Annotated in this window: 24 protein-coding genes and 2 pseudogenes; 10 read left to right on the top strand and 16 right to left on the bottom strand. The window is 55.1% G+C overall.

Translation table 11 applies throughout. From position 1 onward, the window contains the following. Positions 1-67: 67 nt before the first annotated feature. The 9 genes from AC6I6S_RS16390 to AC6I6S_RS16350 all read right to left on the bottom strand — a co-directional run bounded on the left by AC6I6S_RS16390 (position 68) and on the right by AC6I6S_RS16350 (position 5,395). Entirely contained in the window at positions 68-733 is a 666-nt protein-coding gene (locus AC6I6S_RS16390) for a hypothetical protein (RefSeq protein ID WP_497951678.1), read from the bottom strand. 42 nt (positions 734-775) lie between these two features. Beyond that, positions 776-1,924 carry a transcriptional regulator FilR1 domain-containing protein gene (locus AC6I6S_RS16385; RefSeq protein WP_497951676.1) on the bottom strand — a complete coding sequence of 383 codons (1,149 nt, stop codon included), beginning with the start codon at positions 1,922-1,924 and terminating at the stop codon, positions 776-778. 145 nt (positions 1,925-2,069) lie between these two features. Further along, entirely contained in the window at positions 2,070-2,420 is a 351-nt protein-coding gene (locus AC6I6S_RS16380) for a MarR family transcriptional regulator (RefSeq protein WP_497951675.1), read from the bottom strand. 440 nt (positions 2,421-2,860) lie between these two features. Continuing rightward, positions 2,861-3,766, bottom strand: a complete 906-nt coding sequence (locus AC6I6S_RS16375; RefSeq protein WP_497951674.1) for a hypothetical protein — start codon at positions 3,764-3,766, stop codon at positions 2,861-2,863. 78 nt (positions 3,767-3,844) lie between these two features. Then, a complete protein-coding gene (locus tag AC6I6S_RS16370; RefSeq protein ID WP_497951673.1) occupies positions 3,845-4,066 on the bottom strand; it encodes a hypothetical protein in 222 nt (73 codons plus the stop codon). Then, positions 4,056-4,424 (bottom strand): DUF8112 family protein, encoded by a 369-nt coding sequence (locus tag AC6I6S_RS16365; protein ID WP_497951672.1) that lies wholly within the window; start codon positions 4,422-4,424, stop codon positions 4,056-4,058. Before AC6I6S_RS16365 ends, AC6I6S_RS16370 begins: the two co-directional genes overlap by 11 nt. Then, positions 4,421-4,750 (bottom strand): hypothetical protein, encoded by a 330-nt coding sequence (locus AC6I6S_RS16360; RefSeq protein WP_497951670.1) that lies wholly within the window; start codon positions 4,748-4,750, stop codon positions 4,421-4,423. Before AC6I6S_RS16360 ends, AC6I6S_RS16365 begins: the two co-directional genes overlap by 4 nt. Further along, positions 4,743-5,027 carry a hypothetical protein gene (locus AC6I6S_RS16355; protein WP_497951669.1) on the bottom strand — a complete coding sequence of 95 codons (285 nt, stop codon included), beginning with the start codon at positions 5,025-5,027 and terminating at the stop codon, positions 4,743-4,745. The genes AC6I6S_RS16360 and AC6I6S_RS16355 overlap by 8 nt, the downstream gene beginning before the upstream one ends. Beyond that, positions 5,027-5,395 carry a hypothetical protein gene (locus AC6I6S_RS16350; RefSeq protein ID WP_497951667.1) on the bottom strand — a complete coding sequence of 123 codons (369 nt, stop codon included), beginning with the start codon at positions 5,393-5,395 and terminating at the stop codon, positions 5,027-5,029. The genes AC6I6S_RS16355 and AC6I6S_RS16350 overlap by 1 nt, the downstream gene beginning before the upstream one ends. A gap of 192 nt (positions 5,396-5,587) precedes the next feature. Here AC6I6S_RS16350 and AC6I6S_RS16345 point away from each other — a divergent pair, with 192 nt between their 5' ends. Further along, on the top strand, positions 5,588-5,818 hold the full coding sequence (locus tag AC6I6S_RS16345; RefSeq protein ID WP_497951666.1) for a winged helix-turn-helix transcriptional regulator: 231 nt from the start codon (positions 5,588-5,590) through the stop codon (positions 5,816-5,818). Between the two features lie 72 nt (positions 5,819-5,890). Here the strand turns inward: AC6I6S_RS16345 and AC6I6S_RS16340 are convergent, their stop codons facing one another. Beyond that, on the bottom strand, positions 5,891-7,876 hold the full coding sequence (locus AC6I6S_RS16340) for a TRAP transporter permease (RefSeq protein ID WP_497951665.1): 1,986 nt from the start codon (positions 7,874-7,876) through the stop codon (positions 5,891-5,893). A gap of 90 nt (positions 7,877-7,966) precedes the next feature. Then, positions 7,967-8,986, bottom strand: a complete 1,020-nt coding sequence (locus AC6I6S_RS16335; RefSeq protein ID WP_497951664.1) for a TAXI family TRAP transporter solute-binding subunit — start codon at positions 8,984-8,986, stop codon at positions 7,967-7,969. A gap of 821 nt (positions 8,987-9,807) precedes the next feature. Here AC6I6S_RS16335 and AC6I6S_RS16330 point away from each other — a divergent pair. After that, positions 9,808-11,019 (top strand): Cdc6/Cdc18 family protein, encoded by a 1,212-nt coding sequence (locus AC6I6S_RS16330; protein ID WP_497951662.1) that lies wholly within the window; start codon positions 9,808-9,810, stop codon positions 11,017-11,019. Between the two features lie 208 nt (positions 11,020-11,227). Then, positions 11,228-11,635 (top strand): hypothetical protein, encoded by a 408-nt coding sequence (locus AC6I6S_RS16325; protein ID WP_497951661.1) that lies wholly within the window; start codon positions 11,228-11,230, stop codon positions 11,633-11,635. A 98-nt stretch (positions 11,636-11,733) separates the two neighbouring features. Here the strand turns inward: AC6I6S_RS16325 and AC6I6S_RS16320 are convergent, their stop codons facing one another. Continuing rightward, positions 11,734-12,720: a hypothetical protein gene (locus tag AC6I6S_RS16320; RefSeq protein ID WP_497951660.1), complete on the bottom strand. Its 987-nt coding sequence runs from the start codon at positions 12,718-12,720 to the stop codon at positions 11,734-11,736. An 88-nt stretch (positions 12,721-12,808) separates the two neighbouring features. Between AC6I6S_RS16320 and AC6I6S_RS16315 the strand changes: the two genes are divergently transcribed. From AC6I6S_RS16315 to AC6I6S_RS16295, 5 genes and pseudogenes are all read left to right on the top strand, one after another. Continuing rightward, positions 12,809-13,864: a hypothetical protein gene (locus tag AC6I6S_RS16315; RefSeq protein ID WP_497951659.1), complete on the top strand. Its 1,056-nt coding sequence runs from the start codon at positions 12,809-12,811 to the stop codon at positions 13,862-13,864. Positions 13,865-14,465: 601 nt separating this feature from the next. Further along, positions 14,466-14,876: a DUF8112 family protein gene (locus AC6I6S_RS16310; RefSeq protein ID WP_497951657.1), complete on the top strand. Its 411-nt coding sequence runs from the start codon at positions 14,466-14,468 to the stop codon at positions 14,874-14,876. Between the two features lie 229 nt (positions 14,877-15,105). After that, positions 15,106-16,308: an RNA-guided endonuclease InsQ/TnpB family protein gene (locus tag AC6I6S_RS16305; protein WP_497951656.1), complete on the top strand. Its 1,203-nt coding sequence runs from the start codon at positions 15,106-15,108 to the stop codon at positions 16,306-16,308. Positions 16,309-16,429: 121 nt separating this feature from the next. Next, positions 16,430-16,880, top strand: a pseudogene (locus AC6I6S_RS16300) (transposase family protein); the annotation flags it as partial. Positions 16,881-17,142: 262 nt separating this feature from the next. Then, complete coding sequence (locus AC6I6S_RS16295) at positions 17,143-18,141, top strand: ROK family protein (RefSeq protein ID WP_497951655.1); 999 nt, start codon at positions 17,143-17,145, stop codon at positions 18,139-18,141. A gap of 313 nt (positions 18,142-18,454) precedes the next feature. Here the strand turns inward: AC6I6S_RS16295 and AC6I6S_RS16290 are convergent, their stop codons facing one another. Further along, complete coding sequence (locus AC6I6S_RS16290) at positions 18,455-19,387, bottom strand: NAD-dependent epimerase/dehydratase family protein (RefSeq protein ID WP_497951654.1); 933 nt, start codon at positions 19,385-19,387, stop codon at positions 18,455-18,457. Positions 19,388-19,646: 259 nt separating this feature from the next. Between AC6I6S_RS16290 and AC6I6S_RS16285 the strand changes: the two are divergent. Continuing rightward, a pseudogene (locus AC6I6S_RS16285) lies at positions 19,647-20,295 on the top strand (SIS domain-containing protein); the annotation flags it as partial. A 279-nt stretch (positions 20,296-20,574) separates the two neighbouring features. On the opposite strand, the gene AC6I6S_RS16280 reads toward AC6I6S_RS16285, so the two are convergent. Further along, positions 20,575-21,492: a hypothetical protein gene (locus AC6I6S_RS16280; protein WP_497951652.1), complete on the bottom strand. Its 918-nt coding sequence runs from the start codon at positions 21,490-21,492 to the stop codon at positions 20,575-20,577. A 354-nt stretch (positions 21,493-21,846) separates the two neighbouring features. On the opposite strand from AC6I6S_RS16280, the gene AC6I6S_RS16275 reads away from it, so the two are divergent. Continuing rightward, complete coding sequence (locus AC6I6S_RS16275) at positions 21,847-23,508, top strand: hypothetical protein (protein ID WP_497951651.1); 1,662 nt, start codon at positions 21,847-21,849, stop codon at positions 23,506-23,508. A gap of 373 nt (positions 23,509-23,881) precedes the next feature. Here AC6I6S_RS16275 and AC6I6S_RS16270 read toward each other — a convergent pair whose 3' ends face one another. Together AC6I6S_RS16270 and AC6I6S_RS16265 are read right to left on the bottom strand one after the other, a co-directional pair. Beyond that, a complete protein-coding gene (locus AC6I6S_RS16270; RefSeq protein WP_497951650.1) occupies positions 23,882-24,595 on the bottom strand; it encodes a hypothetical protein in 714 nt (237 codons plus the stop codon). A 474-nt stretch (positions 24,596-25,069) separates the two neighbouring features. Beyond that, positions 25,070-26,320 carry a hypothetical protein gene (locus AC6I6S_RS16265; protein ID WP_497951649.1) on the bottom strand — a complete coding sequence of 417 codons (1,251 nt, stop codon included), beginning with the start codon at positions 26,318-26,320 and terminating at the stop codon, positions 25,070-25,072. Positions 26,321-26,397: the final 77 nt, after the last annotated feature.

Here is a 26,397-nt window from a genome sequence, read left to right as displayed (position 1 = left end):
GACCTGGTATGTCCTCTATTTCAGGGCTAGAGACCATCTGTATACACAATCTGAGAATTAGCTGAGATCAGTGAGCTGAGTTTATAGAGATTAGACTGCCATCCTCTGGTGAGGCAATATCCAGCCGATAATGCTTTCGTAGGATTAAATCTCCGTTTTCAATCTGATACGCTCGAGGTGATTGCGCTCTCTGTTCCTCCAACTCGACGGCCCACTCCTCAGAAGGGGACGGGAAATCCGATATTTTGTACCACATGATCTTGGTGTTCTCATCCCATCCAACGATTTCCCATTCAACAGGTTCTACGGGGAGATCTGGGTCTCGAATGAGCGATGGGAACCCCGTCGGATCGTCGCTGACAGCGTCCGATTCGCTAACTCGCCCAAGGTGCGTTAGCCGGTTGTGCAATTCAGTCGCAAGTTCTTCAGAAAGTGGGACCGAATTTCGCTGTTCATCGCCGACAGTCACGTACTCGTCTCCGAATCGTCCAAAACGGAGTTGAGGCTCTGCCACTTCAAGCGTCACGTACGGCGTTAGTTGTGGCCGTGATGCATTATCTGGTATTTTGAGCGTAGCCCATTTTCCAGAAGGGGTTCCACCATCGAATCGCCAGCAAATTTGTGGTTCGCAGGTTGAGTTCTGATAGTGAACGCCGAGCTCAATTAAGTGCCCATCCATCTCGGTTTCATACTCATATGAAAGGCCGACTTCATCATTGGTCCCCTTGTCCATGGTTTTCTCTTCGACTGCTAAGGTAGCCGGCTACATAGTGATTTACTTCGTTTTGAGAGAATAAGACGACGACTTCCCCACGAGTTTTGGCAGCCTCTCAAATGGTTCTCTGATTTTTTGTGTTAAGTGTTGGAACGGTTGTTGAGACTGTTCCAGATAGTCTTCGAAAAGATCGATCGCCCACTGGACGACTTCGTCATCTGATGCAAAAACGACCCCAGAGATCCGACTTGCGTTCGCTGGTTCACTAACACCAAATATGGCCCAGTCTTCATCAATGACCGTGAGCCCCATTGGAAGTTTGCTATCGGGATAGATGTGCCAGTTAGTGTTGTCTGCCTCAAAGCCGTTGAGAATGTACTTGAGAGCATCTGTGTCAGTCGGGATATTGTCCATCGCTTTATCGGGGCTGATCAGATCGATACGAACCCCTTCGGTGACGAACGGATCATGAGCTTTCGCGTGACGCACGTCGAAATATGACGCAAAGAAACGGATATGATCAACCTCCTCTGGATCAATTTCGTTGATGAATTCGACATACCCATGGGCGGTTCGTTGGGGACGTGTAGGGGTCGCAATATCCATCCGTTCGTTGGCGAGAGACCGGATTGGAAGATCGGCGCACTCAGTACCGATGTTTCGTAGACATGGTTTTTTGTCCAGGATTTCTGCTATGGCAGTCTCGAGGGACTCGTACGATTGCAGGACGTCTTCCCCCACCGGAGTCAGCGTGTACTCGCCGTTCGTTGTCCGTATAATCCATTCTTCTTTCTCCAAGGTACGGAGCTGTCGTCGAATCGTTGATTCGGAGGGTGAACGTGGATCAGCAGCAAGATCTCGTTTATCGGTTGGGTGATGACGGAGTTGTTGCAGTAGTTGAAGAAGGTACTCCCGCCCAGCTATCGTTACAACCCCATCACGATATTGCGGCTCGACTGCTTGGTACGCGTTGAGTAAGATGGCGCCACCCCCGTTCAGATGATACTCGTTGTCAATTTTATCGACTATTTCGGCATCCACGAGCGGCCCTACTGAGTTGTACACCGTTCGTCGAGCAAGGTCCGTATGAGAAACGATTTCGCTCGTTGACGCTGGTTGGGTCTGAAGGAAACGTAACAACTCGAGTCCGTCTGTACCGATATCTGTTCCAATATTCCCGATGTGATGAATAAGACCTTGTGCCTCCATTTATGCAATTGTGAGACTGGCCATGAACCACATATACACAATTGGCGATCCCTTACTGTATTCCAAATTTAAATAATCTCTAACTGTAAGAAGACGTGTTTGAATTTATGTATGATGACGGAGGAAAACCTGCTCTATAGGATCCTCATTCGCTGGCCTGTTCACTCGCCTTGATCCACTCATCTCGATCCTCTTCGCCGTAGAGGTCATCGAAGAGGCGCGTGGCCCGGTGTACATCATAGGCATTCCGAAGGCGATCCATCTCGTCGGTGATGGCCCAATACGGACCCTTGTTTCGAACGAGTTTCCGGTCTTCGAGACGGGCGAGAACGGGGTGGATGGAGTTTGCGTTCACGTCCGTTTGGCGGACAATCTCTGCGGCTTTCCACGCCCGATCATGGTTCTCGTAGAGGAACTTGAGCACCTGTTCTGGATTGCTCATCTCGGCTAATTCCTCCGGAGAGCGCTCGTCGAACCGGTCGATATCGATGGGCATGGTTTGTACCTTTAACTTCTATGGTAGTCGTCCGCATAGTGATTTACTCCGTTTTCTTTGTAACGAGTGGTTGATTTTGACGTGAGATTGACCAATCTCGCCTCCGTCGTTACACCAATCACTAGAGGGTGTGAATCATTCGGGCAGTTATAGTCGAATATCGGAGACTCCGATTCACGACGCCCCACATCATCTGGAACGAGCCGGTGAAGAGTGATTACGGTGTCGTAATCACTGCCGACGTTGTGGCGTAATCACGCGAGACACCTCGTTTCGAGGCGTCTAGACGAGTAGAAAACGAGTATCGAGGACACCTCACAGTAGCCGACCGTTCATTCCACCGCAGACCAGCGACAATGTATCACTGGTCTCCCTTTGGAGGGATCGTGCGGAGCCGCGCTGATTACGCGGTCTCTCGAGGTGTGGTTACGACACTGTAATCACCTGCTGGATTCGTCGTCAGGTGTTCCGTCAAACCTGATCTCCGAGTCGCCTCCCAGAGACGGTGCAGTAGGTTCCGTCTCGAGGTCAGTCGGTTCAGTGGTCTCCTCAGGTACCATGAGTGCGTCCGCAGTCACTCGCTTGGTGTATGCGAGCCAGTCGCCACGATCGGCGACGATCCGGTTCTGTTTTGGTTCGTCGTCGAACTCGAGGAGGTCAGCACCGAATGTCCCAATCCACTTCATCGACTCGCGAATCGTGTTGTTGTTCGGGCTATCAACGTCGAGGTGTTTTGCGAGTTCGGGTGAGTAAATCTCGCGATTGATGATCTTGCGGACGTCGTTCGATGTCAGTACCATCCGCCCCTCGTTCGTGTGGGCATACTGCTCGAAATGTGGGAAGACTCGTGCGGCGAGTTCCTGACGTGCGTATAGCCGGTGTTGCTCGCGAGGGACGTGTTGTACCGTGAGGTAGTTTTGGTGGATCGGGAGCAGCTCCTCGAGAGCGGTCCCACCGGATTCGGCGATCAGTTCTCCCGGATCGATCTCGCCAACCTCGATATCGTGAACCCGCTCCTCGATCGCCAGCAGGTCAGCCTTGAGGGCCTCGATCTCCTGTGCCCGCATCTGCACGCCGTTTCCGATCGGGAGGCCATCGATCCAGACGTTCTCGATAAAGTGTTTCCCGCGGATTTCAACGGTGGGCTGGGCCTGGACGTTGCGATCGAGTTCGGCTAGGCGGCGTTCGAGTTGGTGGCGTCTGCGCTGTTCGCCTGTGAGTGTTGCCTCGAGGCGCTCGATGGTGGTTTCGAGGTGGGCAACTCGGTTCTGGAGTTGTTCGACGTGCGCTGTGCGGTCGGGAGTGGACTGTCCGTCGGACTGGTCAGCGTGGGAATTCGAAGACATGGCTCTGGGGTAGATGGTGGGCAATCGGCGGCGCTGGCACCGGTGGAACTGCGACCTGTGGGTGTGTTCGAGAGGATATCATGGGGGTTTCCGCTCGGTAGTCTCCCCTCGAGCCTCGGTGTCGGGACTCGCTGTCTCGAGGCGCCCACAGGCCTCAGCTGTCGTGTGGAGATCCTGGCGAGTGGACGCCAGCGTGAGTGGTGCTGGCAGGTGGGCCTCGAGGGTCTCGAGGTCGGCGGCGATCTGCTCGAGGCGTGTGGCCACCTCCCTCGGTGGGAGCCCCGCTGGATTATCGGCCATTGGCCACCCCCACTGTCGATCTCTCTGCGTTTTCACTCGCGAGGGAGGTGTCTCGAGTCCTGTTGGGTGTGACCGGATGGCTCTCCGTTGGGGGACTTGAGGCGAGTATCTCGGGATCACAAATGGCGAGGTCAGTGTTCGATCGGAGTCGACAGCGCACCAGGAGCTCCGTACACCCAAGGGTGGGGTGGCGGATCGCTGTGGGGCTGCAATTGTCACAGTAGGTACGGTGGATCGTCCGCTCCTCGCCAGCTGGCCGCGAGACGAAGACAGTCGCGACGTCGTCTTTGGTGAACCTATGGGTGCAATGCAGGCAACGGGTCCCGACGGGCTGGCCACAGAGTGTCGTGAGGCTCATTGTGGCCCTCCCTGGAAGCGGGTCACGAGTTCGAGTCGCCCGCGTGGGATCGGTCCCATGGTGAGGTCGGCGAGATCGGCGGCACTCGAGTGGGGGTAGGCGACGAGCAGTACCTCGTCGGTCGGGTCGTACTCCGGATTGACGTCGGCGACGGTCGTGGTGGTATCGCCCAGGCAGTACTCGGCTGCTGGGGTTGCCGTGTGTTGGGCGACCAGCAGTAGTTGGCTGGGCTCCTCCCGGTCGCGGACGTGATCACCGACGTTGAGGGAGGGGAGGTTCTGAGAGTAGCCGAGTCTATCCGCAAGGGACTCGTGGTGGTTACTCATCGGCAGGACCTCTATTGGTGCAGTCGGTGAGGGTCGCGTCCTCGAGGTGTTCGAAGCCGACTTCCCGCCAGTGGTCGGTGGTGGGGTCGTACTCGAGTTCAGTTCGGATCCAAGATTCGGTACCTACTTCGAACACGAGTTTTCTGGGGGTGCCGTGGGTTGGAGTCCACTCGATCTCGAAGCCGTTGGTCAGCGTTCCGATCGTGTGGAACTCACAGTCCGTCGACTCGAGGTCGGTGGGAGTGAGCGGAGCTGTGAGATCGAATGTGGTGGTCATTAGACGCCACCTCGAATCACGTCGGCGACGATTTCTCCGATAGCTGGTGGACGTTCCTCCCAGCCGCGTTTTGTGTCGACGTACGCGATCCACTCCTCGAGGCCGCGGTCGTCGTACTGGGAGAGGTCTTCGACGTGGTCTGGTTTGCCGGCGATTCGAAACCAGTACAGGCCCGCGTTGTCGGGGAGGAATCGTTCTGCGCGGTCGTCGGTTACGTAGACCGTGTCGGTCTGTTCGTCGACGTGGTGATGGTGGCCTTTGGTGTCGCGGCCGAGGTAGCTGTAGTAGCTGCCCGAACGCTCGAGGAGGATAGTATTCTCTGGCTGTGCATCCGTAACTGTTTCGTGCGTGGTGGTTGTACTCGTCATTGCCTTATTCCAAGGCACGGTCAGACGCGTTCCAGCGCGTCGGCCATTTTGTAGCCGTCCCGTGCGTAGTTCACAGTAAAACACGCATCCACAAATAGATTACGTATTGTAAGCTACGTTTGGTTGCAACCTTGGGTTAGATACTTAATGTTTCCACAACAATGTTAGTATATGGCCGTAAAGAACCACGCAGTGACGCTCACGGACGACGATTTGAACGATACTGATCGAAAGATCGTAGCAAAACTCGAGGATGGACGTGTTACTCCACAGTACCTTGCCGAAGAGCTTGATATCTCCCGTCCATATGCTAGCGAGCGTTTGAAGCGCTTTCTCGAGCACGAGCATGTTGATCGCCTTGCCCCAGGTCTATACGAACTAACAGATGATCCTCGTTCTGTTATATGTGAAGAGGAGGATTAGTACTAACGAGAGACTCGCGATAGTATGGTGGTTCGAAGAGGATCAATTTCTGCCTACTCAGCGATCAAGGGACTACGAGTGTTCTGACGCGGAGAGTTCGCTTACTTTGGTGTCGATAATGCCACCTAACTGGAGTGCGATGAACCCAACACCGATCCCGACGAATATCAACCGGACGAGATAGCCGGGATACACCATTGCCAGAAAGCCCACACCGAGTAGGACAAGTCGGATCGCGTACTGAATCACCTTCGAGTGGGACGCGAAGATCGGGTAGTTGAGTGCGTGGACGATTATTATCGCTCCTGCGAGCGTGATAGCCGCAGATACAAAAGAGGGACCAGTAAGTCCTCCGACGACGATTTCCGGATTGTAAATAAATGCGATCGGTAGCGCGTAGAGGGGTGCAGCGATTTTCAACGCTTCTTTACAGGTTCTCCAGAAGTTCGATCCGGCAACGCCACTTGCGACGACAACGCTGACTGCAATCGGTGGTGTTAGCCCGGATATGATTGCAGCATAGAACACGAAATAGTGTGCCGCCAGATCCGGAATGAGAAAGTCACTCGTCAGGCTGGGAGCGATCAGCAACGCAACAATCGTGTACGCGGCTACGGTCGGCATCCCCAGTCCCAGAATGATACAGATGATAAACGCAAGCAGAATCGCGATGGCCATCACACCTCCAGAGAGATCAATCAGCGCAAGCGAGATCAGACCGGGAACACCAGTCGAGACGAACAGATCGACGACGCCGTTGATTGCGGCAACAATGATGGCGATCGGGGCGAGCGTTATCGCTCCGTACCTGCTGGCCTCAACGGTTTCAGTGCCCAACTGCCGCCCTAGAGCGGACCACGATTTGTTCGAGGTGTAGACGTTCGTCAGCAAGGGAACTCCAATACCAGTAATGAACATCGCGACACAGGTAGCGAGTGCAGACGTCATGACCGTCCACTGTGCAACGCCGAGAAGGTAGACGAGGACGAGCAACGGAATGGTAAACCGAATCCCCTCGAGAAGCAACTCTGCGTTCGTTCGGGTTTCATCGATATGCTGTGAGGCGTCAAAGTCGAACGAATCCATCTGCAAAACGCACGTGTAGTGAACTGCAACACCAACCGCTGCCAGGAAAATGGCCGCCGGAAGCAATCCGGCAACGAGGACGTCAACGTACTGGATCCCGAGCAGCGATGCCATGACGAACGCTGCAGCGCCCATTACGGGTGGAAGCAGCTGTCCGCCAGACGAGGCAACGGATTCGATGCCCCCGGCGGTATCCGATCGAAGGCCGCTCTTTTTCATGAGTGGAATGGTGAACGACCCTGTCATTGCGGCGTTGGCCGCTGCAGACCCGTTTACCGAGCCGATAATCGAACTCGCGACGACCGCTGATTGAGCGACGCCCGATCGAACGTACGTCCCCGCCCGGAAAGCGACTCTGAGGATGAGGTCAAACGCACCGTAGGCCTTCAGAAAGCCCGCATAAAGTAAAAAGAGTGCAACCCACGCGCCAACGATTTCGGTCAGGTTTCCGTAGAAACCTCTGACGTCTAATACGAGGAGATTGAGTATACGCGTCGTGCTGTACCCTCCGTGGGCAAACAACCCAGGGAAATATGGACCGAGATACCCGTAGGCAATCGCGGCGATCACTACCCCGAGAAACGAGAGTCCGAACTCACGATACGTCAGATAGAGAATTGTGAACAGGAACAATCCTGCGAGAGCGTACTCGTGTGTATAAGCATAGCCAGATCGAACCGTGATCAGAAGTTCGTACTGGATCACGATGTAGGCCGTTGTGGCGATTGTCCCTATTCCTGAAACTGCCAAGAGGAGTGAGTCGAGTGTTGAACCGTCGTCCACTGAGTCGACTAGTTCAGTAAAAACGTAGAGACACACCATCGCACCCAAGAAGAGAACACCGAACTGTCGTCTCGGGATAAACAGCGTGTACGCAAATACACCGATAAACAACCAGAAGACGATGGTCCCTGCTGTTAATACGGAATCGAGTCGTGTTGCTACCGAACGTGATCGTTCTTGAGTACTCATTGGATGATAGACATTGCTTGTGTGTCAAATATTCCATCTGTTTGATGGTCAGAACGTACGAGACAGGGTGTTTGCACTTATTTTCACTCGCTATGTGCGCTCCCACTCGTCTTCCCACGCGTCATGCTCTTCGAGGAAATCAGCGACGCCGCCATGGACGGGGACGTCGTCCATGTACCCAGAGGTCATGATCGAAATGTCGGAGTGATCAGGGTACGAGGATTGGCCGTCACGAATGTCCTCGACATGTTCGTGACTGATGCGTGCCAGTTCGTGTGCAGCTTCGTCGGGAACCTCTTCGCTCAGCCACAACTGGCCCGGTTCATCCCACGTGACTATCGTGTCCGTCCCGATATCCTGCTCGTAGCCGTAAACGTCGATTTCGTTCGCAGACAGACCCTCTGTCGCATCAATACCATCTCGGAAGGAGTCAGTCGTCTCGACGGCATAAATATCCGTTCGGGCGTCGACTTCGGTCAACCAACCCGGTAAGCCGGTGAAGTTCGCACCGTATCCGATTAGGGCCTCAACTCGACCCTCTTCGATCGCTCCGGCAACGTCGCCGGCGTCAATATCGACCGTCGTCTCGTCTAACTCGTCCCACATTCCCGCGTTCTCGTGAACGTCTGCGGCAAGTCCACGGATACCCCAGTCCGGTTGAAGTGGCCATACGTCCCGTCCGATGAGATCGTCGGTGGTTTCGATTCCGCTACCATCAACCGCGAGCCAATGGAAATGGAACGTGTGCAGGAGAAAACCCTGTGGTGCGACGTCGTCGACCGGTTCTTCATCGAAAGGAGAGTCGTCGTTCAGCGCGGAGATGATACTCGAGTTGTTCCCGGTGTACGCGTCGACGTCACCGTCGTTGTAGAGACGAACGTTCTCCGGATCACCCGACGTGCCCTGAGTAACGATTCGAACGGAATCCGACTCCGAATCAACGACCCGCTGGAGGGCCTGTGTCATCTCCTCGGAGGTCCCGCCAGTGCCCATCGCAACTCGGACATCAGTTTCATCCCCGTCACCGAGACAGCCCGCGATTCCGAGGGCTCCTGCACCAACTATACCTTGGATAGCCGTTCGCCGCGTGAACGTGTGATCGTCCCCCATATACAGTTGCGTAGATAAGTAACGGCTCTATTTATAACCATCTTTTAATGAAAGACGGGAAAAATAATATGGAATACTATTTTTCATATAGTTATCGGACCTGCAGCTAACAACAGCCCCAGTTGGTGATTTGATCCACAATCTGATCGGCTAATGGGTAGCAGTTCAGAAGCCCTTGAAGTGTCGATAATAACGAAGTCGAACTCGCGAGCGCAGAGCTCCGCGACCGTCGGGTGGCCGATCGAGATCCAATTGCCGACCGCCTGGGTTTCCGTGGTCAATAGGGATCGTGAATCGTCGTTCATACGCGAGACAGCCATCGGGCGCATTTGAACACGGGGATGGCGGAAATTCGTCCACTGGAGAAGGAGTCAAGTTGGGCCAGGAACAGGGTGACATCCGGACTGCAGTGGATGAGCAGCGAGCTGGCCCCGTGTGCGTTCGACCGCGGTACGGGTCTCGTGGACGTACCGGATGGTGACTCTGTCGCCGGGTTCCTTGAGGAGGTTTTGGCAGGGAAGTCTAGTATTTCGAGACACCCATCGAGGACGGTGAGTGCGTCGGGATCGATGTCCTCGGTTCGGAGGTAGCCGTCCGCCGAACCGGGTTCGGCCTCGAGTGGGTTCCGGCAGTACAGCGCCTCTTCCGATTTTATTGATTTTTTAGACCGGTCTCTGTTCAGTCCCCGTCGGTTGAAACCAAGTGGTCGAGAGCGGGTGGAACGAGCCACGGAGACCGCCGTGACCAGGCAGATCGTCTATGGGGAAGTATTATTCTGTTGATCCGCATACACACTCGTAGTTCCGCTGGAACGGTCTGCAATGAGCGAGTACGACGACCTCTTCGATGCGACTGCCCCCGCCGACAGCGTCTTCCGGGATAAGGGTGCACTGGACCCGTTGGCCGATCCCGTACGGATCGCCGCCCGTGAGACACACGAGCGCGAGCTGGCGACGATCCTGAACGGCGTCCACGAGGGATACCTCCCGCCGACGCTCTCGATCTACGGGCCACCGGGGACCGGCAAGACGCTGACGGTCCGCCGTGTGTGTCAGGCGTTCGCCGCCAGTCACGGCTCGGTGGCCGTCGAGTACGTGAATCTGAAGGAGTGTCGCACCCTCTTTAGCGCCGCCAACGAGATCCACTTCGAACTCACCGGCGCAAAGAAGGGTGCCTACGAGGGCCTCGATGGGGTGTTCGAGAGCATCTGGGAGGCCCTCGAGGCCTACCCCGACTGGACGGTGTTGATTCTCGACGAGATCGATCACATCCGCCACGACTCGAACTACGATCCGTCTGAGTTCTTCTACCGGCTGCTGCGTGGGGAAGGGAAGTTGAAACGCGACATCTCGCTGTCGGTGTTTCTGGTGAGCAACGAGCTCCTCGAGGTGGACCTCCGACTCGACAGTCGGGTCCGGAGTGCACTGGGTGGCGAGGCGGTGTTCTTCCCGCCGTACGAGGCCACCGAACTCGCGGCGATCCTCCGTCCACGACTCGAGCGCGCCTTCTGCGAAGGCGCGGTCCCCGACGACGTCTTCGAGGACGGTGTCCGCGAAGCCGCCCACCAGTGGGGCGACGCCCGCAAGGCGCTGACCCTGTTCCGGCGCGCCGGCGAGACCGCCAACGAGGAGGGCCTCGAGACGGTCACCGAGGAGTGTCTCGCGGCGAACCTCGAGGGAGTCGACAAAACGGTGGTCGTCGACCAGCTGTCGCGGTTGCCGCTCCAGCATCTGCTCGTGCTGACCGCGATGACGTCCTGGAAGCGCGGAGCAGGCGAGATCGTCCAGCCGGTGACGACCGCCCAGATCCAGGCGGCCTACCAGGAGTTGGACGTCCCGGCGGAGAGCGCGGTGAGCGATCGGGCGATCCGTGAGATTCTGACCGCCCTCGAGACGATGGGCCTCATCGAGACCTGGGTCGACTCACGGGGGCGCGAGGGCCGCGTCAAGCAGGCCCAGACGACGTTCGATCCGGCGTGGGTGGCAGACGCCACGACGGCGGTCGCCGAGCGGTCGGCGGCCAACGACGAGTGAGCGTCACTGCCCGGTCAGCTTTCGAGGCCAGTACCGCCCAGGTGGCCGATACCCGACGGGTAGCGCCAGTGGCAAAGCTTTATTCGATCGCTCGGCATGCTATTCCGTGCTTCCCGGACCGGAGCCGCCCGCCAGCCGCACCATACCGGGGTTGACCGCCCCGCATCGGTGGGGTGTGGCGACGGGCGGCGATCCCAGGGAGGAAGGTATGGAACCGGACGTACGGAAACGACGGCGCGAACTGTGGAAACGGGTCGTCCTCGAGGGCGAGGACGAACAGACGGTGGTCTCAGAGGTGGCGGCCGAGTACGACGTTGAGGAGGAGGCGATCACGGCAGAGTTGACCACGATGGACGTCTGGCTCTCGGAGCTCTATCGCTCCGGGAGAGCACGGGACGTCTCGTCGTTGGTCGAAATCCAGGAGAACCGCCATCGCTTACACCAAATGGCGGCGGAGGCACAGGCGAGCGGCGATCTGGCCCTCGAGGTGAAGATCCGCAAGGAACTGGCGCGGACGATCGACCGGGAGAAGAAACTCGGCGAGGACGTCAAACTGGAGGTTGAAAAGAGTGAGTGGGAGAAAATGGCTGATAGCATGGATCGGGGACTGGATTGACAGGTTGTCGGTGCGTCAACTCTCATCTGGATCAGTGTCCGGCGGACAATCACTACGAGAGGGGGTGAGCCGTAGCCATGAGAATCGAATTAACGCCACTAGCGTCTGTCGAGGAGAATCTGAACGACCTCTGTGACGAGTTCGCGGACTGAAACGTCTCCGAGTGCAATTTCGAACAGGTCACCGTAGTGATCACGTAGTTCACGAACGATCTCTTCAACGTAGGTCTCCAGTTGGTCAAACCAGTTCCCGAACTGGTTTCGGAGGTCCTCGAGCGATAAGTCGAGCACACTCTGAAAGACACGTCGCGAGAGAGTCGCTGACGACACCTCGTCGAGAACGGCGGGTTCGTCGAAGAGGTCCCAGGTCGTCTCGATCAGGAACACCACCGAGCGGACGAAGTCGGTGACTCGGTCACCGACCTCTCCGATGGTGTGCAGTGCCAGGCTCGGAAGTCCATTGAGGAAGTAATAGATGTGATGGAGAAGAATTCGATACGCCGAGCGGTAGTTTTTGAAGCGGTGCCACAGCAGGCGGCTGTGAAGGCGGCCCGTCGCCTGAAACGCGAAGTTCGCCGACAACGGCGTCATCATCAGGACCAGTTCCCCGATGAACACGCCCGAGGCGACGTAAAAATCCTCGAGGAGTTCGTCGTCGACGTTCTCTCTCCCACCGTCTGCGTACGCGGCTTCGATCTCGGTCGTCGCTTCGCGGACGCCATCGAGGCTGATGAGAATACCGCCGATCGTCGTCATCTTCCCCGCCGTGAGCGCGGCGCGATAAATCGCGCCGGTCGGCAGCCGGATTCGCAGTTCCCGTTCGTACACCTCTGAAATCTTCCGAATCCGGTGGAGCTCGCGCTCTCCGATCGAGGCCGATCCAGTGAGGTCCTCGAGGTCGATCGCGCCCTCATCGGGGTCACACAGTTCCCGAGCCGGCGGGGCAACCTCGAGCGAGACGTCCGTCGCGAGTCGCCGTTGGCCGCGTTCACGCCGCTGAAGCGCCTCTGACAGCGCTGCAAACGTGGGCTGGAGGGACTGTATAGACGTCTCGATCGGAGAGTCGGTGTAAGAGAAAGTAGTCATGCAGTTCGTCCGTGTCTTCTCCCTATGTATGATAGTATGATAATTAAATATTTTTATACTGACGGAAGCCAGTTAGAGACGTACCGAAATGGACGATGACCTGAAGCGGCGGACGGTGCTTGGTGGGACTGCCGTCGCCATCGGTGGGCTGGCGGTGGGGCCACGGGTAGCCGAGCGGGGCAGCCGAGCAGAAGCCCGTATGAGGGGCGAGGAGGCACTCCCGTTCATCGAAACCGCCTGTCTAAAACTCGAGGAGAACTACGACCTCCTCGCAAGTACCCCTATCGGATCTCTGAGTTCCGTGTTGGCAGTAGATCTCGAACAAGTAGCTACCAATCTCGAGGCCGCAGTCACTGCTGTCGAAGCTGCAGCCGATCGGTCTGGAACGTGGCCGCTCGCGGACCAGGATATCAGCGCCATGATCGCAGAGGCCGAGAACTATATTCGGGTCCAGAAGGCGCTACTCTCGGCCCTCGACCTGCCGGTTGCTCTCGAGGGGGGACGGCTGACCGATGCGTTCATCGACGATGCTCTGGCGACGTTAACGGCGTACGACCGGAGTACAGGCGAGTTCTCCGCGATGGATGAGCCTCCCGAGGCGGATCCGTACGACATCGAGCCGGCCCGAAATCGGGTGCGTGCTCTCACGCAGGACCTCCAGTTCACCCAGATCAAGGGCTTTCTCACCCACTCCGTCGATGGCGTTACGGAGCTTACCACAGAACTCCTCGGTGTGTTGGGTGAGGTACAGTCGCTAACGTCTCACCTGCATCTTCACCTGTCGCTTCCGTGGGTCCACGCGGACATCCTCGAGATCGATCGACTCCTCTCACAAACTGCCGCCCCATCTGTGATGGCAGCCGATGCCCGCTTCCAGCTGGACATCCTTCGCGAGGACCTACGGCTCGACGACCTTGACCCGCTCTCGAACGAACTCGCCGCGGTCCACCTCGGTACCTCGGGGGTAACTGGCGCCGACCTCGAGCGGTCGTCGACGCGGTTCCAGGAGGCGCTGTCGCTGTTTGACGCCTCGGTACAGGCGCTCGCAGACGATGCACACGCCGAAAGCACGGCGGCTTGGTCGGACGGGCTGACAGCGATGTATCGAGCCACAGCGGAGACCGAGATGTGGGACAGTGAATAGAACGCTGAGTCGCCCGTTTCGGCAGGGTCACCAATAGCGTGTTCTCCTCTGCCGAAACTACTGCTCCTCTTCGGGAGCTGCCTCCTCACAGACGACCTCGCGCAGTTCCTCTAACAGATCTGGATGGTGTTCCTCAAGCATCGCAATATCTCTTGGTAGTTCGTCTCGAATCCGTTTTCGAACTCGTGAAATCGATTGGTATCGTTTCGGATCTTCAACATCAACTTCTCCACTGATACGTTCATATTCAGTTTCGGTGATTAGCGCTCGAGACCGAGCCATGCCTCTTTCTTGTATTGACACCATTGTAGTTGCTTAGATTCGATATGTCCGGGTAGTTGCGAGTATAAGTAACGTTGCGAATACTCGCAACTATTAAGGCACTGGCGATTGGAATACTGGATAATGGAGCACGGGATTGTCGATTAGAATCGGACGGTGCTGGGACACCGCCCGCGCTTCTCAGGAGAAGCAATGCAAGCTACGAATCCAACCGGTAAAAAACGTAATGGCAGCCAAGTACGCGAGTGGTCAGGGAGCCCACACGGTGATCGACTACCGTGGCTCGGACCGCCACGGAGAAATCCCACTTTGCAGGACCATGACCACTGACGAGGTTTCCTCGCGGCCGACCGACGAGGACGGCTGCGAACCAAATTTCGGCGTGCCGACGGTCATTGCAACCCCGGTTCAGGTGCTGACGGGCCACCCCGTTGGGACGCCACCACATCCGGCGATCTGTATGGGTTGTAAGGAGGGCCTCGGTGAGAGTGATATCGTTCTCGCCTCCGCCTATCGGTGTGCTAATGAGCCACAGTGGCACGTTCCACGGCTGTTCTGTTGGGGTTGTGCGCCCGACCGGATTCGGTCGCCAACGCTCGGGGTGGCGGAGGTGCTCGTGGCGGGGCGCCTCGGAGCGCTCTTGCTTCCGACCTCGCGGGGCCACCGGCTGTGTCTGACCGAGTTAGCGGTTCGGGCCTTTAGCCCACCCTCAGAAGGGTGTTCGCCGTGAGTTATAATCACGATAGGTCCGGGCTCACAGAGTCGACGGGACTCGTTGAAGAGGGGCTTGATGGCAATGCTGAGTTCGACGAGCCAACTTCACCAGAACACCACGGCGGATACTCCCTCCCCAAGAAGCGAGCCAGTACGGTGAGGAGGGTGCCGATACCCCGACTACAATCCATCGACTCCGGCAGGCAGGCTCTCAACTACTACGTACCGCTCGGAGTGTGAATATCGTGGAATACCGTCGCACTGCCGTTATCAAACTCGAGACTCCCGAGGGGGCCGACCCGATCCTCCGAGAGACAGTCGAGCAGTTCAAACACTGCGCCAACACCGCGAGCGACTGGTGTTGGCACGGCGACGACGGATACCACGTTACCTCGAAGCTCAAAGCTGAGCGTGCGCTCTATGATCCACTCCGAGAGGAAACCGACCTCACCGCCAATCTCGTCCAGAAGGGGATTCGGCGGGCTGTCGAAGCAATCAAAAGCGGTGTCGCGAGAGTGAAGAAGGGCGAACGGACGTCGCAGCCCTACTTCTCCGCCGATAGCGTGGTCTACGACAAGCGAAGTGCAACGTTCCACCGTGATCACGTTTCGCTCTCAACGGTCGCTGGGCGGATCGAGTGCGACTACATCCTCCCCGATGATCCAGATCGATACCCTCGAACGTACCTCGAAGACGAGGACTACGAGTTCCGCATGGGACATCTCCAGCACCGGGATGGGGAGTGGTATCTCCATGCCTCGATGCGGAAGGTCGAAGCCGATGATCCCGAACCCGATACCGAGCACAGAACAGTCCTCGGTGTGGATTTGGGCATCACCAACATTGCGGTTACTTCGACCGGCACGTTCTGGTCCGCCGCAGAGCTCAACCACTGGCGGCGCGAGTACGAAAAACGGCGCGGATCGCTACACCAGTGCGGGACACGAGCGGCCCACGACGCGATTGAAGCCGTCGGCCGCAAGGAGTCTGGCCGCTTCGAAATATACCTCCACGACGTCGCGAACGAACTCATCGAAGAAGCCGTCGAATACGGCTGTTCGCACATCGTGTTCGAGGACCTGACGCATATCCGTGAGAATATTCCCGAAGCGACGTGGCATCACCTCTGGGCGTTTCGGCGACTGTACCAGTACGTCGAATACAAGGCCGCCGACCACGGCGTCGAAGCCGTGCAAGTCCCACCGAATCACACGTCTCAGCGCTGTTCGACGTGTGGCTATACGCACGAGGATAATCGCACCAACGAGGACTTCGAGTGCCTGGCGTGCGGATATCAGAACCACGCGGATTACAACGCAGCGAAGAACATCGGATTCCGGTATCTCCGTCGGCGGCAAAACGCACCCGACGGAGGCGCACCCGTAGGCGTGCGCTTGAATCGCGGGACGATGAACGTGAGTGGGGAGTACGTTCCCCCCTACCTCTAGTAGGTATAGAACGGGAGCCCACGCGAAAGCCCCACCGAGCGAGGTCAAAAGACCGAGTGAAATAGGGTGTGGCAGCTTACTATACGATTGGGACTCTGGCGAGGATTTCGTCACTATTGTCGACCTCGTCGAACGGCGATACGCCGAAGGCGGTTCAACGGTGTACGTCGGCGATTTCATGAACGTCCTCGAGCCGCTCTGGTCGGTACAAACGAACACAAAACCTCCACAACTCTGGGCGATCGGGCGTTCGTCGACCGGTTGGCGTGTACCGCCAAAGTGTACGGGATCGTCGTTGAGGCCCGACGCAAAGCGTGGACCAGTCCACACTGCGGGTCAACCGATCGGACGACACGGCATCAAGAGACACTCACATCAGCTTCGAAGCAAACGCGGATCTCACGGCCTCAAAGACGTTCCCCAGACGGTAGACAACCGTAGCGACACCAAGGGCACGGTCCGTGCGACTTACGTGGAACGACCGTACCTGAGCAGCGCCATCACACGCTTGTTTCAACGAGGAGCGCACGAACCCGCAAGTTGCCCCTGTGGGATCGGCAGCTCAGCGATAGGGAATTTTCGACAAGTTCGATCCCCGATTTGTACGAGAACCGACCCCCAGCGTGATGAAACCTTCGCGGTCACACCGAGGTCGAGGTCAGTATTGGGGCTGTGCGCCGGACGGGACTACCAATTCGGGGACGTCGATTGCGATTCTGAAAACTTATTTCTAATACCCATGGAAAGTGCCTCCCCAAATAGCAATTAATTAGATAATCGTTCAGAAGTAGTATGAATTTCGGAAATGTGTCCCAGCCTGGCCGTAATTACTAAATGTGTGATTGTGTTGTCTATCTTATGGATCTCGTCGCGCTCTTCGGTATCGGGAGCACGAACTTTCATTTCACTATCGGGACTCCGGCAGGAGATTTTGTCACCGACATCTCGACTGAACCGACACAGCCACATCGACTTGTACACCAGATCCTCGAGGCACTCGAAGAATTGCAACAAGTACGGCCGCTGGATGCGGTGGCGATCTCCGCGCCGGGGCTGGTCGATCCCGAGGCGGGCTGTATCCAGAAGTTCGATACGGCGGAGGGTGACCTGATCGACCGGATCGATCTTCGGGAGCCGATCGAACGCGCGTTCGAGTTGCCGGTGTATCTGGAAAACGACTGTTCGGCGTCGGCCCTCGGCGAGTGGTACTTCGGAAGTCGCGGGGAGCACGCCTGCGTGATTCATCTCACGTTCGGCACCGGAATCGGCGGCGGTGTCGTCGAAAACGGGCAGTTACTCCGTGGGGAGTCGGGTCAGGCCGGTGAGTTCGGGCTGATTTCGGTCGATCCGGGGAGTGACCTCGAGAGTTCGGGGGTGCCGGGTGCCTGGGAAGCGTTCTGTTCGGGCCGAGGGATTCCACGATACGTCGAACAGCGGCTCAAGCGCGATACGCCTGCCGTGACCGCCAGCGAACTCGCTCGAATCGACGTCGCGGATCTCACCGCAGCGAAGGTGTTTGCAGCTGCAGAGAACGGGGATCCATTCGCGCGAGCGTGTCTCGAGCAGATCAGTCGGTACAACGCCGCCGGCATCGGGGCACTGTGTAACGTCCACAATCCGGGACTGCTCACGCTCGGTGGGGGTGTGGCGTTGAACAACGAGAAGTGGCTACTCGAGGAAGTGAGGAAGCATCTCGAGGAGTTCTGTTTCGTCGAACCGCCAGCCCTCGAGTTAACGTCGCTAGGCGATGAGGTCGGGTTGTACGGCGCGTTAGGGACGTATATGGATCGAGCTGAGGAAATTTCTCGAGCCACCATACCCGCATCGGATTGAAGCAACTCTGGGTACTCGGTACTTGCTTTGCAGCGACGAGGACGACGAACTCGTCTCTTCGTCGGTCGGTTGTCGCTCAAAAGCGGCCTTGGTCTCGAGTTACCGGCCAAGTCACTCTACCGAAATCTCAAACACAGCAGTCACGAGATTGGCTACTCAACGGTTCGACAGCAGTTCGGAGAACTCGAGCGACACGGGTTACTCGAGTGGGTGACGATGGGGGTACTACCAGGTGAGTTCGAAAGGAAAGGTATACCTCGAGGGCGGGGTATCGGTTGAGAAGCTCGAGTGAATTAGTCGGATTTCGAGCGAGCTAGTTGGATTCAGACGCCTGGATCGTTTTCTCGAGGCCTTCCTTCAGCGAGACAGTGGGCTCATATCCCAGGTCGGTCTGGATCTTCGAGATATCCGGCTCGCTGTGGCGGATGTCTCCCTCTCGCTCTTCGGTGTGGACAATGTCCGAGTTTGAGTCCGTAACGTCTACGATCGCCTCCGCGAGTTCGTTGATCGTCACGCTCTCGCCGGTGCCGACGTTGTATGCCTCTCCCGAGTGGTCGGAGTCGGCTGCGAGGATGTTCGCCTGGACGACGTCGTCGACGTAAACGAAATCGCGGGTCTGTTCGCCGTCGCCGTTGATCGTGATCGGTTCGTCGTTCTGGGCTTGCTCGAGGAATATACTGATGACACCGCTGTAGTCGCCGGCGGTCTGGCGCGGCCCGTAGACGTTGAAGTAACGCAGGGCGACGGTGTCGAGCTCAAAGAGGTCGTGGTACTGTCTGGCGTAGTGGTCGATTGTGAGTTTCTCAAGCCCGTAAGGGGAGGACGGTGTCTTCAGGTCTGCTTCATTGATTGGGGTTTGCTCTGGATGGCCGTAGATCGCTGCACTCGAGGCGAGGACGACCCGTGCATCGGTCTCACGAGCGCGCTCAAGCAGTGACAGCGTTGCCCAGACGTTAATCTCGTGGCTTGTCTCGGGAGCTTCGATCGATTGCTGGACGCTCACGAGTGCGGCTTCGTGGAAGATCAAGTCGATGTCTTCGATGGCCCGCTCAATTGTTTCCTTGTCGCGGATATCACCGTCGAGGCAGGTTGCCTCTTCGGGAACGTTCGCACGGCTGCCGGTAGTGAACGAATCGACGATGCGGACGTCGTTAGTAGTTACCAGATGATCGGCGAGGTGGCTCCCGATAAAGCCCCCGCCCCCAGTAATGAGGATCGTTTGCCCTCTCGGGCCAGTCACATTCATGTCGGAGTAATAGATTGATTCATAGAAAATAGCTTCGGCTTTAGCGAAGGCTTCAACCAGTGACGCTCCGACTCCGAATTCCGATAGTATTCTTTTAGTTCTTGGCCATTTCGCGGGAATGCATCGGGTCTGAATCAGGCTACAACCGAACCACAACGGCCCCTAAACCAGTCCCGAGTCGTGCGATACCCTGTTCGGTCGTTTTCGAACTCACGACTGCGAGCCCCACCGCACATTCCAACTGGGAAGTACCGAAGGAACGCTCGTCGTCGGTGTCACGCAAAACGGCGAAACTGCGGACACGATGCGGACGTTGCGTGAGGAGAACCAGACCGATGCAACGACACTTGCGCTGACGAACGTCGTCGGGAGTTCCGCTGACCGGGAGTGCGATCACGCGATGTACATCCGCGCTGGCTCGGAGAGCGGTGTCGCGGCGACGAAGACGTTTGCGTCCCAGCAGACCACGCTCGTTTTGCTCGCAAGCGAACTCGTTCGGGTGGGGTACAATGCGCCGGTCGCCTTAAAGCGTGCACTGAAGATGAAGGAGATTACCTACGAGCATGCCGAGGGGTCACCGCCGGCGAACTGAAGCACGGGTCCTTGGCGCTCGTGACCGACCGAACGCCCGTTTTCGCGCTGGTGATTGTAAGAACAGACTTCGAGAAGACGTTGGAACGTTAAGGAGGTCAAAGCCCGCGACGCCTCCGTAATCGCGGTGACCGACGCTGGCCGATTGAGCGAACGATACGTGGACCACACTCTCGAGATTCCGGCGACTCATCCGCAGCTCACGCCGATTCTGGCGAACGTACAGTTACCGTTCGTCTCTTACTGGGTGGCGAATCGGTTGGGGGCAGTTAATTGACAAGCCGCGGAATCTGTCGAAGAGCGTCACTGTAGAGTAAGTAGCCCGATATTGCGACGGCGTGGACTCTCGATCTTCTATGGATGTTTCATGCTGTATATCGAGTATGTTCTATTCCAACCAGAAGGTCGCTCAAAGACGGTCTGATCCTTGGGTGTCTCGAGGAACAAAACCCCGGGCTTCCGGCAACACCGCTTTAGGAATCTCAGTCGGCCCGGTCATGAACTCGTGTACTCTACGGTTCACCAGTGAGTGACGGGACTTGAACGGCGCAAGCTATGTGAAAAAGTCGATAAGAGCGGACTGTGATCGGTCGGGCTCAGAGATACCCGAGAGCTTCCAATTGCCCTTGGCGGTCGATCTCCTCCCCCAGTTCCCAATCGTCCGGTGTTGACGTCTCCTTATCGACTGCCTCGGTTTTGATCCAAGGTACTGTCCGTAGACAGGATAAAGGTAAATTTGATCCGTGGCCGTATACACCCCACTCCCCGAGTGCGTTTCCGTGATCAGATGTTATAATAACGCTCTCAGCATCAAGATTTTCAAGTAGCCGTTTAATATCATCCAATACAACCCGAAGGTTCTCTTGGTACGCTTCCCAGACTTCTTCTTCCGACACCCGTCCCTCGTCAAGATATTCCCAGATGTCGCCTTGTGGCTGGTTTCCGTAATGTTCGAGTTTTTTACCTGGGCCAAGATCAGGAGCCGGTATGAAGGGGCAGTGGGGTTGCATATAGTGAGCGATAATCCGGTCGTATGACCCATTACGACCAGCGGCTATCGTGGCATCCGTTACAGCTTCTGGAGGGACTGTACCTGGCTCAATCCACGCTGATTGCCACACTTCTTCGAGCAGTGCGAAATCGTTCGGGTCCAATAAATCCTCTGACCAAGGATTCCCGCAGAGGTATGCTGTCTCTGCCATTTCATCAGCTGCTTCATCTGTAAAAGTATCAGACATCCATCCACGGGTCCCACTATCAACTGATTTCCGTGTCCGGATATCAGATATAAATTCATACTCCCCAGAGACCTCACTGATGAGATCAAACCGACAAGCATCCAAAATGAGTAATACATCCCAATCTTCCTCGTAAATAGACGTCCCCATTGGCCGTCTCCGCGAAAGTTCTCTCCACGCTTTCAGGGCTGGTTGTTGCATCATCCACTTCATTCCTGCAATGCCATCATTATTGATACGAGTGGCTGACTCTGATAGCCATCCTGCCAAGTCCATACTGCCCGTTCTCATGAAGAATATATAAAAGTGGTTACATGCTGATTTCATGCGCCGTGAACAGAAACTGCCGATCAACTTAGTAAACTTTCGAACAGTATATGAGGAATATAAAAAATAAGTATACCGATTAAGATTAATACCACGGAAATCATATTTAAACCAAGACTAAATGCCTTATTATCAACCGTATTATAATTTCTTCGTACTGCCAATCCAAAAACGTAAAAAACCACGGCTACAATGACAAACAAACTACCAGCAAACCAATAGTCATGACGTTTTTGCCTATCCATTCTGTTTCCCTCGTGGTTTCAGTAAGTGTTTAGTGCTCTTATATCCCATCCCAACTGAATGGTTACACGTGCTGAAAAGGGAATATTCGTCCTATGTTTGCTGCTGTTTTCTTCCGGAATTTTTCTCTCTCACACCTTTAATGAGTTTTCTCCTTGGATGCCCGCAGTTTTCTTCCTCATATTAGCGGCGCTCGCCGTCTCACCCAGTTCAAAGAGTCAATACATCGCTCTTCTCCTTTTCTTGATCGTGCTGTCCGTAGCGTACCGAACGTACATCTCTGTCGCATCACCCTCTTTGATCGGAATCGATCCGAACCTCTATGTTGAGTGGGTTGAGTCGGTGTTAGCTACTAACTTCATCTCCGGCACCACAATCGTCGGCTTCTATTCGCAGGCGCCCATCTACATTATCCAAGTAGCGAGTTGGTCCATTATCCTTGGTGTGGATCCCGAAATTGCACTCGCAGTATTCCCGCTCATTCTCGGCATCCTTGTCCCTCTTTTTGCCTTCCTTTATGTGCGGGCTACCGACGGGTTGGATGGGCGAACTGCGTTCTTAGCTGCAATATTGGCCGCAGGTGCGCCTCTCACGATCCAATTCTCCTATTTGCCGATCGCACAATCTCTCACTGTGATACTTATCTCAGCTGCTCTATTGTTGATCTTGAAAGCGGGAACCATCTCGAGGCGTGGATTCTACGCGTCGCTTCTGGTGCTGGTGCCGGCAATTATGTTCTCCCACAAGCTGGGCATGGTCTTCGCCACGACTATTTTGATTTGCCTGGCTGGTCTAAACTTCGTTTCAAGGCTGTCACTTCCGGTGTTTCGCTCACAGAATACTACTGAACTGAACGCGACCATTTCTCTGGTGAGCCTGCTTGCTCTGATTAGCCTCATCGTGACGTATCTCCAGTTAAATTCAACGGGGTATCTTGGTCCTACTTTATTCAGATTGTTCGTCGATCTCCCCCCTCCGGAAACGGTGCTCACATCACAACCAACCGGTGCAGCTCCTGCCTCCTCATCAACCCGTCACCTGTTGGTTTCTAACGGGCATATTTTCGTGTTCTTCACCATAGCTAGCCTCACATGGCTCGGTCTAATGGTGTCATCTACCACGTACACTCACCGAGTAATGGCGTCTATCGCAACGGGCGGGGTCGCAATCTCTATGATCGGCTTGCTTACCGGGGACGGGTTCCGCCGGGCTGTGGCCTATTCAGAGCCTGCACTTGCTGCATTTGCTGTTATCGGTTTGGGGTTACTGGTTCGCCGGCTTGACAACGACCTGGTTGCGAAGTTCTCTCTATCGGTTGTTGTCGTGTTACTCCTAATACCTGGCCTCCTCTTTTCTCCATTTGTAGCGCCTGATAGTGCAAATTATCCACGAAACTACCAAACGCCGGGGGAGCAATCAGCTGCTGCTTTTGTTGAAGAATATACTCCTGTGGGAGAAGAAGTCGAGACTGACTTCTTGCTGTACCGATCTCAGTCTCCTTCAAGATCGGCTGATCACTGGCAATATTGGGGGACATCTCTTTTGATGGGGGAGTATTCTGGCGATCGGGTGGTGTATCGCCCAAATGCAGAGGTCTATTTCGTCCCGATTGAGGGGACCCCAAGAAGCTATTACAGCCCAACTCACGATCCGAAGGAACGAATAGGCACGACTCATCATTGTGTATATAATAGTGCCGACAGCCTGTATTGCGTATCGTAGCGTACCGGAGAACGGGTAGAGCGTCTGGGACCAGTCGTCCATTTTGACCCAGTGGTTTTCATCAGGGTCCCACCAGTACGGTCCTTTCTCCCCCTCGGTCCCGTCGTTCATGGCTACGATGTAGTGCCATGTCCGACTCGGGTTGTACGAAGACAGGTCTTTGGGGCTTTCCCCCCAGTCAAATTCGCCGTAGTTGTTGCGAATAGGACCGCCTTCATTTCGGAGTTCACCGTTAGCGAAGATTCGGAGCAGTTCGTTACCTGTTGAGTCGTTACGGAATCCAAACTCCTCATCCGTCCAATAAAAGGCCATGTTATCGAATAGATCACGGCCACGGATTCGGGCGAGGTTGTGCCGTCCCACCTCGGTTACTCTATGCGTGATCCCGCTGTCCGTGGTCCTGAAAGACGATACTGTCCTCAGCATACCGTCTGTCAACCCCGACAGACGTGGCTGAGCCATAGAGCGATTTGGACGTGTTGACTAAATCGAGTGCTTGGTTCGAGACGACCGTCGTGCCGATTGAGTCCGCGTCAATGTGTCGGGCGTATGGGCCTTGAGCCGTGATGTTTGTCGGGTACTGCCCGATCTCAGCAACTTTCCGCCAGTCGTATCCCTCCACGTCAGTCGACGCGAGCAGGTAATCTTGAGCCAGTTTCGTTGTAGTTGAAACATGGTGCCCCTCGTCGCCATCGGTCACTGTCGCCAGTGAGTACGGCACAGGGACACCGTTAGGAGGGGACAGTTCTGTCGATTGCACAAAGCGAGGGAGCGCGTCGGGAGATGCAACGTCCTCGACTCGGATTAGCCCGTAAGCAACTCCCGAATCGATTCCGTCGTTGCACATTATCGCAGTATCAGAGTCGGATGGGTGTGGGGATATCTGCGTGATCTGGTAATCGGTGTCGACGCTCGTCCACGAGTCGCCGCCGTCCGTCGAGTAATAGTAACTCGAGATACCCACGTCGCTGCTGTTGTCGCCGCCTGAGACGTAGATCGTCCCGTCGAGAGGCGAGACAGCGCGGTTGTGTAGATGATCCTCCCAGTCCGAAAACTCGTTCTGATCGTCAGCAATAGATACCCACAACTGGCCGTCATCTGTGGACGTGGTCCCAGGTGAAAATGGATATTACAAAGCAACCACTCGGTTTCTTGAGGTGTGACAGGTGATGAAATATCCGTGGGGCTTAAGGTCGGTCCAGTCGTAATTTCGATACTTAACTACAGGGTCACTCTGTGGATACGCACCTTTATGCAGCCCTCTGCATCGACTGTGGCGCAGCGCTCCACGAAATCAATAATCGTTTTATATTCGCTCAGGGTATGTTTATCGGTTTGTCGTCTCAGCAGTATGGACGGTCTCACGCCTCTATTGCTTCGGATGCTCATCAAGATGTTAACCCACTTGGACGTGAAGCACAGCGGCTTCGCACCCGTCTCGGAGAAGCACATCGTCGAACAAACATATCGTGACTGATCATTAAACCAACCCCCGCTGTTCACTAATCTCCAGGCCAGGAGATATTATATTAAAATATAATATCCCCTAACGGAAATACACCTATTTGCAGGTGTTGTTGGTTGTTCTAGAATTGATTACTGACTTCGTTTCGCCGGATAACCGGTCCTGAATGTAAGACCGGTAGATAGATTCTGTATCGGGTGAGTGCGAATATTCCCACGGGTCTGGTCCTGGGTTTCGGTCAGGCCACCAAACCTCATCATTATATAAGATCTCACCGAGTTGTGGCCTCAAATCTGTCGATTTTGAGATCATATTCGGATCATAGTGCCGATAAACGTTTTCCCAAAGTTCCTCAGAGTGATATAGCGAAAGCACTGGTACACCGGTATAGTTTTTAGTAAGTTGGTGTGTGAGTGCTCCCCATTTTGCCCCACGGTTGAAGTGTGCCTTAAAGTAGTTATCTGACCCATGGAAAGCATGATGATAACTGTTTATAGTGTCCCCTTCTTCTCCGTTCCACATTATACATTTACCGTCAAACTGATCTACGAGATTATTTAATTTGGGATACCATTTGTGATGTCTAGGATCACTTCGGAGGTCGGTACAAATTACTTTCCGCTCAAATTCTTCTATAGATTCATTATTTTTATTATCATGATAGAATAGACTATTAATATCTATATTATTTTCATTGATAAATTTCTTGACAAGAGAGTGGTTCGGTTCTGCACTGAAGACGTGCCAGTTTTTAGTCTTTTTTGGAACAAGAGAAATCAATTGACTATCTTTCCCTCCCATACGGATTACATGTTGATGGTTGGGAAACATTTCTTCTATCTTATGCACAAATTTTGTTATATACTTGGCTGACTGTGAGAGAAACTCCTCTTTTTCACCAAGTGAATAGGTTGGTGAAAAATTATTCTTTTTGCTATTTAACGTCACTTTTTCGAACGGACGTAAATATGAGATGCGTCGATCTATCGTATGTCCCCCCTCATACCAACGGTCAGTAGGGTTAGGTAATACACTGAAATCTTGGAGGAAGTGTACTATGGATGAAGGAACGGTAGATTTCACACTGTTAGGCACATAGGAGATGGCCTTTTTGCGCTTATTAGGACTGAAGAAGTTAGGGGGATTAAAATTAGGATTTTCTTGGAGATCCCCTAATTCGCACACTAATTCTGTTACTGAGGTAGAGACCAAAATAGAATTATCCCGGCGGGCATAATAACAGGGATACATACCACACCCAACGTCTTTTAATTGATTTGTCTGTACTACCTTCCCAGCTGGATAGTTCGTGTGGAGATCAATGCTCCTAAGCCATTCCTTACTCATGTTCAGAATGGTCTTCTATTCACACAAGTAATTTCCTATCAGTTACATTCACCCATTTAACGGTGGATATTATATAA

It is taken from the genome of Natrononativus sp. DTA114 (assembly GCF_059736515.1).
This window is presented reverse-complemented; position numbering and strand designations above follow the sequence as displayed.

What these genes read in the sequence shown, in the direction of transcription:
- AC6I6S_RS16390 (WP_497951678.1), bottom strand. Translation starts at nt 733, where the DNA reads ATGGACAAGGGGACCAATGATGAAGTCGGCCTTTCATATGAGTATGAA.
- AC6I6S_RS16385 (WP_497951676.1), bottom strand. Translation starts at nt 1,924, where the DNA reads ATGGAGGCACAAGGTCTTATTCATCACATCGGGAATATTGGAACAGAT.
- AC6I6S_RS16380 (WP_497951675.1), bottom strand. Translation starts at nt 2,420, where the DNA reads ATGCCCATCGATATCGACCGGTTCGACGAGCGCTCTCCGGAGGAATTA.
- AC6I6S_RS16375 (WP_497951674.1), bottom strand. Translation starts at nt 3,766, where the DNA reads ATGTCTTCGAATTCCCACGCTGACCAGTCCGACGGACAGTCCACTCCC.
- AC6I6S_RS16370 (WP_497951673.1), bottom strand. Translation starts at nt 4,066, where the DNA reads ATGGCCGATAATCCAGCGGGGCTCCCACCGAGGGAGGTGGCCACACGC.
- AC6I6S_RS16365 (WP_497951672.1), bottom strand. Translation starts at nt 4,424, where the DNA reads ATGAGCCTCACGACACTCTGTGGCCAGCCCGTCGGGACCCGTTGCCTG.
- AC6I6S_RS16360 (WP_497951670.1), bottom strand. Translation starts at nt 4,750, where the DNA reads ATGAGTAACCACCACGAGTCCCTTGCGGATAGACTCGGCTACTCTCAG.
- AC6I6S_RS16355 (WP_497951669.1), bottom strand. Translation starts at nt 5,027, where the DNA reads ATGACCACCACATTCGATCTCACAGCTCCGCTCACTCCCACCGACCTC.
- AC6I6S_RS16350 (WP_497951667.1), bottom strand. Translation starts at nt 5,395, where the DNA reads ATGACGAGTACAACCACCACGCACGAAACAGTTACGGATGCACAGCCA.
- AC6I6S_RS16340 (WP_497951665.1), bottom strand. Translation starts at nt 7,876, where the DNA reads ATGAGTACTCAAGAACGATCACGTTCGGTAGCAACACGACTCGATTCC.
- AC6I6S_RS16335 (WP_497951664.1), bottom strand. Translation starts at nt 8,986, where the DNA reads ATGGGGGACGATCACACGTTCACGCGGCGAACGGCTATCCAAGGTATA.
- AC6I6S_RS16330 (WP_497951662.1), top strand. Translation starts at nt 9,808, where the DNA reads ATGAGCGAGTACGACGACCTCTTCGATGCGACTGCCCCCGCCGACAGC.
- AC6I6S_RS16325 (WP_497951661.1), top strand. Translation starts at nt 11,228, where the DNA reads ATGGAACCGGACGTACGGAAACGACGGCGCGAACTGTGGAAACGGGTC.
- AC6I6S_RS16320 (WP_497951660.1), bottom strand. Translation starts at nt 12,720, where the DNA reads ATGACTACTTTCTCTTACACCGACTCTCCGATCGAGACGTCTATACAG.
- AC6I6S_RS16315 (WP_497951659.1), top strand. Translation starts at nt 12,809, where the DNA reads ATGGACGATGACCTGAAGCGGCGGACGGTGCTTGGTGGGACTGCCGTC.
- AC6I6S_RS16310 (WP_497951657.1), top strand. Translation starts at nt 14,466, where the DNA reads ATGACCACTGACGAGGTTTCCTCGCGGCCGACCGACGAGGACGGCTGC.
- AC6I6S_RS16295 (WP_497951655.1), top strand. Translation starts at nt 17,143, where the DNA reads ATGTGTGATTGTGTTGTCTATCTTATGGATCTCGTCGCGCTCTTCGGT.
- AC6I6S_RS16290 (WP_497951654.1), bottom strand. Translation starts at nt 19,387, where the DNA reads ATGAATGTGACTGGCCCGAGAGGGCAAACGATCCTCATTACTGGGGGC.
- AC6I6S_RS16280 (WP_497951652.1), bottom strand. Translation starts at nt 21,492, where the DNA reads ATGGACTTGGCAGGATGGCTATCAGAGTCAGCCACTCGTATCAATAAT.
- AC6I6S_RS16275 (WP_497951651.1), top strand. Translation starts at nt 21,847, where the DNA reads ATGGTTACACGTGCTGAAAAGGGAATATTCGTCCTATGTTTGCTGCTG.
- AC6I6S_RS16265 (WP_497951649.1), bottom strand. Translation starts at nt 26,320, where the DNA reads ATGAGTAAGGAATGGCTTAGGAGCATTGATCTCCACACGAACTATCCA.